Source organism: Companilactobacillus paralimentarius DSM 13238 = JCM 10415, from assembly GCF_001434985.1.
GTDB classification, from domain to species: domain Bacteria; phylum Bacillota; class Bacilli; order Lactobacillales; family Lactobacillaceae; genus Companilactobacillus; species Companilactobacillus paralimentarius.
The window spans coordinates 1-665 of the sequence record NZ_AZES01000002.1; the positions used below are offsets into that span (position 1 = coordinate 1).

Below are 665 nucleotides of genomic sequence, written 5' to 3' on the forward strand. Positions count from 1 at the left end.
CGTTTTATAGTTCAATAACTTTCTAGGCATATTGTTGAGCTTAAATTCTATGTCTCTTATTACTTTTGGGCTGACTGTATCCAGTGACAGCCCTTTGGGCAAGTCACGACGTATCATTCGATTATGTACTTCATTTGTTCCACGTTCACAAGATGTATATGGGTGTGTGAAGTAAACATCCGCAACGCCAGCCATATCAGATGATAGATTAGAGAACTCAGGGCCATTGTCTGCAGTGATTGAATTGATAAGATCACCATAGTTCTTTATGATCTCTTTCATAGCATAATCTACAGAGTCGGCATCTCTACCGTCAATAAGTCTCATTATTTCAAAGCGTGTCTTACGCTCTATGAGCGTTAAGACGACACTCTCATGGCCATTTCTTTTGCCCACAATCGTGTCTATCTCAAAGTCCCCAAAGGATTCTCTGCTATCAACACTTTTAGGGCGTTTCTCAATACTACGACCAAGTAGACGCTTATGCTTTTTTGAAGTATGTTGCTTAGTCGGTCTAGTTGACTTTTCTACCAGATCAATATTCCGGATTTCAAGTCGTTGTTCATCAATATATTTGTAAAGTGTAGTAGTACAAACCATTTCATCTACTAAGAATAATTCTTCGTTCTTAGCTCGTCCAACGGCCGTATCAGGTGACCATCCAT

The 665-nt window shown here is 39.5% G+C and carries 1 protein-coding gene; it reads right to left on the bottom strand.

The window, feature by feature from the left end:
- A partial coding sequence (locus tag FD33_RS00095) for an IS30 family transposase (protein ID WP_082603688.1) occupies positions 1–665 on the bottom strand: 665 nt, incomplete at both ends.